This window comes from Nocardioides dubius, from assembly GCF_039528155.1.
Classification (GTDB): domain Bacteria; phylum Actinomycetota; class Actinomycetes; order Propionibacteriales; family Nocardioidaceae; genus Nocardioides; species Nocardioides dubius.
Genome location: NZ_BAAALG010000007.1, coordinates 140,500 through 146,617, shown reverse-complemented (window position 1 = coordinate 146,617; position 6,118 = coordinate 140,500). Strand labels below are relative to the sequence as shown.

Genomic DNA, 6,118 nt, shown 5'->3' with positions numbered 1-6,118 from the left:
TCCGGGGACACGCCGGCTGGGTCGCGGATGCCGAAACCTCGATGTCACACGGGCTTCACGCCCGGTGTCCCCGCAGTCCCTAGCCTCGTAGCACACGAACAGGACAGCGGCGACGCTCATAGCAGGGGGTGGTGGATGCAGCGCGATGCCCCGCGGCTTCGAGAGGTCTCCCGGTTCGCAGGCCTGGAGCGCCGGGTGGTCACCGAGCGCGACCTGGTGGCGCACTCCGTCTCGGTGATGGCCCCCTCGGTGAGCGCGCTCGGGCTCGCCTTCGTGCTCCCGGACGTGGTCGGCCCCGGCGCCTGGCTCAGCGTGCTGCTCGGCTTCGGGCTGGCGCACCTGCTGGCCGGTGCCTTCGGCCAGTTCGCGCGACGGATGCGCGCGCCCGGATCGCTGGCCGCCTGGACCGCACGAGGCCTGGGCGTAGGACCCGCGATGGTGGTCGCCTCATCGTTGATCTTCGGCTACGCCGTGCTCACCGCCTTCGGGATCACCGCTGCCGCCCGGCGGATCAGCGGTGGCTGGGAGGCGGTCTCCGGCGAGCAGGCCGGACCCGGCCTCGAGTTCGGCGCCGTCGGTGCGGTGATCGCCGCCTGCCTGGTGGTGATCGCGCGCGGGGTGCGCTGGTCGACCCGGTTCGCGCTGATCGCGGAGTCGCTGGCGCTGGTCTGCCTGGTGGTGGTGCTGGCGGTGACGGCGGCGCGGTGGGGACTGCCGTCGTGGAGCGACTTCGCGCTGGCCGGCGCCTCGCCGATGAGGATCGCGCTGGGGGCCGCGCTGATCATGACGATCACCGTGGGCTTCGAGAGCGCGGTCGGCCTGGCCGTGGAGTCGGCGCGCCCGTTCGCCACCGTGCCCCGATCGATGCACTGCGCGCTGGCGCTGACCGGGCTGCTCTTCGCGGTCTCGGTCGCGTTGAACAGCGGGCCGGCCGGTGGCCACGGCGCCGGCCGGATCCGCTGGCTGCGCCCCGGTGAGGAGCACTCACCGCTGGACGGGCTGATCCTGCTCGGCCTCGCGCTCTCCCTGGCGGTGCTCGCACTCTGTGCCTGGACGGCGCTGAGTCGGCTGCTCTTCGCCTTCGGGCGCGAGGCGATCGCCTGGCGCCGGCTGGGCGCGGTGCACCCGCGGGCCAAGGTGCCGCACATCGCCACGCTGGCCGTCGTGCCGCTAGTGCTGGCGCCGGTGGCGATCACGGTGGCGACCGGCCACCGGCTCGGCTGGGTGACCGGGCACCTGCTGGAGACCGCGACGCTCGCACTCTGCGTGGCCTACGCCGTGACCGCGGCGGCGGTGGTGCCGTTCCTGCTCCGCATCGACGAGCTCCGTGCGCGGTCGGTCTGCGGCGCGGTCGCTGCCGCGCTCGGCGTGCTGGGGCTGACCGGGGTGGTGGTCTGGCACGACGCGATGGCCGGGCGCGGATGGCTGCTCGGCATCTGGGCCGCGGTGGTGGGCGCCGGGTTGGCCTGGTGGCTGGTCCTGCGCGGCCGGGTGAGCGGGCTCGCCGACCGGATCGGTGCCCACGACGAGACGCTGCGCGACGACGTGCTGCTGCCGGGCCAGGAGGGGCTGCATGTCTGAGCCCGACGGGTTCCTGGCCCGCCAGCCGGCGGCGGTCGACAACGCCTTCGCGGTGCTGGAGAAGGTGGCCGAGCTCGGCCCCGGCACGACCGCTCGCCAGCTGCTGGCCGAGCTGCCGATGTCCAAGGCCACCATCTACCGGATCATCAAGCACCTGGTCGCGCACGAGTACCTGGTGCGCACCCCCGACCTGACCGGCTTCATCCTCGGCCGGCGGGTCCGGGCGCTGGCCGCCGCAGCGCAGTCGGCGCCGCCCGAGGAGCCTGCGCCCGCGCGGGGCAGCGAGGCCGGTCAGTCGGTGCCGAGCACCCTGCCGGTGACGGCGTCCTGGGTCACCGCGCCCTGACCGGTCAACGCCCGCACGATGCTGGAGTCGAAGGAGTCGTCGCGGTTGTCGCCGAGCAGCCAGAGCCGGCCGGCCGGCACCGTGATCCGGTAGGTCGGCGTGTTGCCGCGGCCCGGCTCCTCGGCCAGGTACGGCTCGGTGAGCGCTTCGCCGTTGACGACCAGCCTGCCGTCGGCCGCGCAGCACTCCACGTCGTCCCCGCCGATCGCGACCACCCGCTTGACCATCCGCTCGGGGGCGGTGCGTCCCTGCTGCCACCGCGAGTACGCGCTGCGCCAGGCCTCGGGCGGGGTGAAGACGACGACGTCGCCGCGCGCGGGGCCCTCGCGCAGCGGCGCGGTGATCACCCGGTCACCGGTACGCAGGCCCGGTGACATCGAGTCGGAGGTGATCTCGACGAGCCGCCAGCCGGTTGCGGTCGCGGTCACCGGCACCGAGACGAGCAGTGCCGCGACGGCGATCCAGCGTCGCCTCATGGACAGGTCGCCAGGTCGCCGGAGCCGCAGAGGTCGTCGACGACCTGGGTGAAGTAGGCGTTCTCCAGCTGCTGCTCGCGGATCACGTGGCGGGCGGTCTCCAGCGTGTAGGTGTTCACCGCGTCGGCGAGGTAGTCCTGGGACATGGTCACCGCGCCGCGGTGATGGCGCTGCATGAGGACCAGGAACTCCACCTGCGCCTCGGCCGGGTCGAGGTCGGCGAGCCGCTCCACCGCCGCCGGGGCGAGCATGCCGGGCATCGTGGAGTGGTCGTGGTCCGGGTCGGCCGGCGGAAGGTCGTCACGCCAGGCCTTGAGCCAGCTCCTCATCGTGCGGATCTCCAGGCGCTGGTCGGAGGAGATGTAGCTCGCCGAGGCGCGGACCCGCTCGTCGAGACCCTCGTGTGCCAGCAGCAGCGCCGACATCCGGATCGCCTGCTCATGGTGCGGGATCATGTCGCGGACGAAGGCGACGTCGGCGGCGTTGGGGGTCTGTGCCTTCTGCAGGGCGGGCGGGCGCGAGGCCATGCCCCAGGGCCGCTGCACGGCGTCGGTGGGCACCGAGGCCTGGGTTCCGCCGAGGGTGACCGTCTCGGGAGCCTCCGGCTCGTCGGCTCCGCACCCGGCGAGGGCGGCGACGGCGGTCAGCGTGACGAGGAGGACGGACAGGCGCATGGCGAGACCCTTTCGGCAAACAGCGACAGATGCAAGGAACTCAATGTGACCGCAGCGCGCGAACTCATGGCGGAGCCGAGCGCTGCGGTCACACCGAGCGTTACTTGACCTTGAGGGTGATGGTGACGCTGGACGCCTTCACCTTCGACGAGCCGCCGTAGGTCACGGTGACCTTGTGCGAGCCCTTCTTCTTCAGGGCCTTCAGGGTGATCTTGGCCTTGCCGCCGCTGAGGGTGGCGCTGCCCAGGGTGGTGCTGCCCTTGCGAGCGGTGACCTTGCCGGTCGGGGTGGTGCCGGGCGCGGTGACGGTGGCCGTGATCGTGCCCTTCTTGCCGGCCTTGAGGGTGCCGGCGCTGACCTTGATCTTGCTGGCCACCGGGCCGGGCTCGGGCTGGGTGACCGGGCCGCCGGGCACGGTGATCGCCGCGGACTCCGCCGTGCCGGACGGATAGCCGGTCTGCGAGGCGGTGACCTTGACGGTGATCTTCTTGCCCAGGTCGGCGGCGGTCAGGGTGTAGCTGGTGCCCATCGCGCCGGTCTCGTTGCCCTCGCCGTCGGCGACCAGGATCGGCTCGCCGTCACGGAACCACAGGTACTGGTAGTTCCAGGTGGTTCGGGACTCGTTCCAGAGGCCGGGGGTGGCGCTCAGGGTGGTGCCGACGACCGGGGTCTCGGCGTCCGCGGTGACCACCGGCAGCTCGGTGTTGGTGGCGATGCACGGACGGGTGACGGTGTTGACCGCGCCGCCGGTGGCACCGTTCACGCAGGCCCGTGCGTCGGTGATGGTGGGCTTCTGGGCGAAGAAGTCGCGCGGCACCAGCTGGAACTTCTGCCAGTGGATCGGCATCGGCGACTGGTCCTCGTCCTTGTCGGTGTGGTGGAAGCCGACGTTGACCCAGGCGACCGGGTCGGTCAGGTCGTGGTTCTGGTCCTTCGCCACGTAGTCCAGGATCGACTCGTTCGGGCAGCCCGCGTTGAGGTTCGCCGAGGCGTACTCCTCACACGCCCGGGCGTTGGTGAAGGTGACCGTCGGCTGGAAGACCGGGATCAGCTTGTTGTTGTAGTTCGGGTTCACGATCTCGTAGGAGCGGGCGTGGCCGTCGGGGTTCTTCGAGTTCGGGTTCAACACCCGGAACCAGGAGAGCTCGTCGGTGTCGGTGCCCGGAACCGCGCTGAACGCCTTGGTGTGCATGGTCGGCTCGCCGTGCACGATCGGCGCCCGGGTGCCCTCGCCGGGGCTGGAGAAGTCCCACTGCTCGACCAGCTGGCGCTCACCCTGGTCGATGCCGAAGTCGACCTTCCAGATCGCGTTGTGCCAGTGCGAGGAGGCGTAGGTGTCGCCGCCCTCGGTGGTCTTCGCGCCACCCAGCGGCCAGCCCGTCTTCGGGTCGGTGGTGAAGAAGTTCGAGCCCGGGGCGCCGGGGGCGATGTCGCCGGTGGCGCCGAGCCCGACCTCGATCTGTCCGTGGTCGTCGAACTTGATGTTCTGCTGGTACTCGTACCAGGAGATCTTCGCGATCGAGCTGACCTCCAGCGCGCTGCCCTGGTCGGCGTAGAGCACGCCGCCGCCGAGCTGGTTCTCCTGCGCGTGGGTGGCCAGGCCGGTGCTCACCTCGTCGGTGCAGATGCCCTTGATCGTGCGCTCCACCAGCTCGTTGCGGTAGGTGAAGGACTGCGGCACGTCGTGGGTCTCGCCCTGACAGGTGTTCTCGGTCTGCTCGATCAGGTACTGCTTGCCGAAGCCGTAGGAGGTGATGTCGTTGTACTGCACGTGTCCGGTGTTGTAGGGCACGTTGAGCTGGGCCATCCCGATCTGGTCCAGCACCCGCTTGTAGCCCGAGTACTCGCGGTCCGTCGGCGGCTTGTACTCGACCTTCTCCAGGATCAGGCCCTTGATCGGGTGGATCCGTGCGCACATCCGCCAGGAGGCACCGTTGGCGAGCTTCTTCTCCACCGTGCTGTCGGCACAGTTGAGCGGGGCGTCCGCGGCCGCTGCCGGGCTGGCGGTGGCCAGGGCGCCGATCGCGACCAGGCTGCCGCCGAGGACGCTGGTGGCAGCCAGGGTCGCGAGGCGACGTGTCGTCTTCTGCTTGTTCACAACGCGCTCCTCAGCCGATCTCGACGATGGATTGGTCGGTCAGGTTGACCACGAAGTCCCAGGTGCCGAGGTAGGCGCCGCTGCCGGTCTGCACCATCAGCTGGGCGCAGCGGTCGGCGCCGCACTCCTTGCCGCCGACCGTGGAGCCGTCGTAGACGAAGGTGCCGCTGACGTACTCGACCTGGTCGGTGGAGACCAACGGCACGCCCTGGACCTGCTCGAACTCCTGGGCGAAGGCCAACTTGCCGCCGGCGGCGATCGCCAGCTCCATCGCGACGTCGGCCTCGTCGGCCGAGGTCGGTGCCTGCACCTTCTTGCCGCTGACCGAGCTGGTCACCCGGCCGGCGCTCAGGTCGACCACCTGCTGGTAGCCGACGTTGGCGGTGTAGTCGTACAGGTGCACCACGGCGAGCCGCTTGGTGGAGTCGACGTCGTCGGGCAGGTCCGCGAAGAGGAACTCCGGCCCGGCACCGCCGCGCACGTCGGTGGCGGTGGCCGGAATGCTCGCGTCGGTCGAGGCGACGTGGATCGCGTAGCCCGTCTCCTTGGCCGACAGCGGCGCGCGCGGCTCGCCGAGGGCCGGCTTGGCGGTGGGCAGCTCGCCGTCGCCGAGCACGGTGAACTCGGAGCTGGACTTGTCCTCGTCGGCGCCGCTGGCGGACTGCTGTCCCCAGGTCGTCGACACGAGCACCGCTGCTGCGGCCAGTCCCAGCGCCGGGATCACCAGGAGTTTGCGCGCCGATCCCGGCGCATTCATCAATGCATTCACATGCACTCCTTGTTCTCAGGGTCGCGACCTTCGTGCAAGCCGCAGGTCGAGCCTTTCTCTGAAGGCTGACGGCGACGCTATGCGCGCGCGGAGTAGTCGGAGTTTCTGTCGCGTTTCGCCGGCGTTCCTAGATTTCGGGAGCGGTAAATGGTCGGAGATCTCAATTGAGACTGA

The 6,118-nt window shown here is 70.7% G+C and carries 6 protein-coding genes; 2 read left to right on the top strand and 4 right to left on the bottom strand.

The genetic code is table 11. The annotated features are described in order from the left end of the window. The first annotated feature begins 135 nt into the window (after positions 1 to 135). Entirely contained in the window at positions 136 to 1,581 is a 1,446-nt protein-coding gene (locus ABD151_RS09445; protein WP_343993634.1) for an APC family permease, read from the top strand. Next, the gene (locus ABD151_RS09440; protein ID WP_343993632.1) at positions 1,574 to 1,927 is read left to right on the top strand and encodes a helix-turn-helix domain-containing protein; all 354 of its coding nucleotides are present in this window, start codon (positions 1,574 to 1,576) and stop codon (positions 1,925 to 1,927) included. Before ABD151_RS09445 ends, ABD151_RS09440 begins: the two co-directional genes overlap by 8 nt. On the opposite strand, the gene lepB is transcribed toward ABD151_RS09440, so the two are convergent. From lepB to ABD151_RS09420, 4 genes are all read right to left on the bottom strand, one after another. Next, positions 1,873 to 2,403, bottom strand: a complete 531-nt coding sequence (lepB, locus tag ABD151_RS09435) for a signal peptidase I (RefSeq protein ID WP_343993630.1) — start codon at positions 2,401 to 2,403, stop codon at positions 1,873 to 1,875. The genes ABD151_RS09440 and lepB overlap by 55 nt on opposite strands. Then, positions 2,400 to 3,077 (bottom strand): DUF305 domain-containing protein, encoded by a 678-nt coding sequence (locus ABD151_RS09430; protein ID WP_343993628.1) that lies wholly within the window; start codon positions 3,075 to 3,077, stop codon positions 2,400 to 2,402. Before ABD151_RS09430 ends, lepB begins: the two co-directional genes overlap by 4 nt. Before the next feature lie 100 nt (positions 3,078 to 3,177). Further along, positions 3,178 to 5,175: a copper amine oxidase gene (locus ABD151_RS09425; protein ID WP_343993626.1), complete on the bottom strand. Its 1,998-nt coding sequence runs from the start codon at positions 5,173 to 5,175 to the stop codon at positions 3,178 to 3,180. A 10-nt stretch (positions 5,176 to 5,185) separates the two neighbouring features. Next, on the bottom strand, positions 5,186 to 5,944 hold the full coding sequence (locus ABD151_RS09420) for a hypothetical protein (protein WP_343993625.1): 759 nt from the start codon (positions 5,942 to 5,944) through the stop codon (positions 5,186 to 5,188). Positions 5,945 to 6,118: the final 174 nt, after the last annotated feature.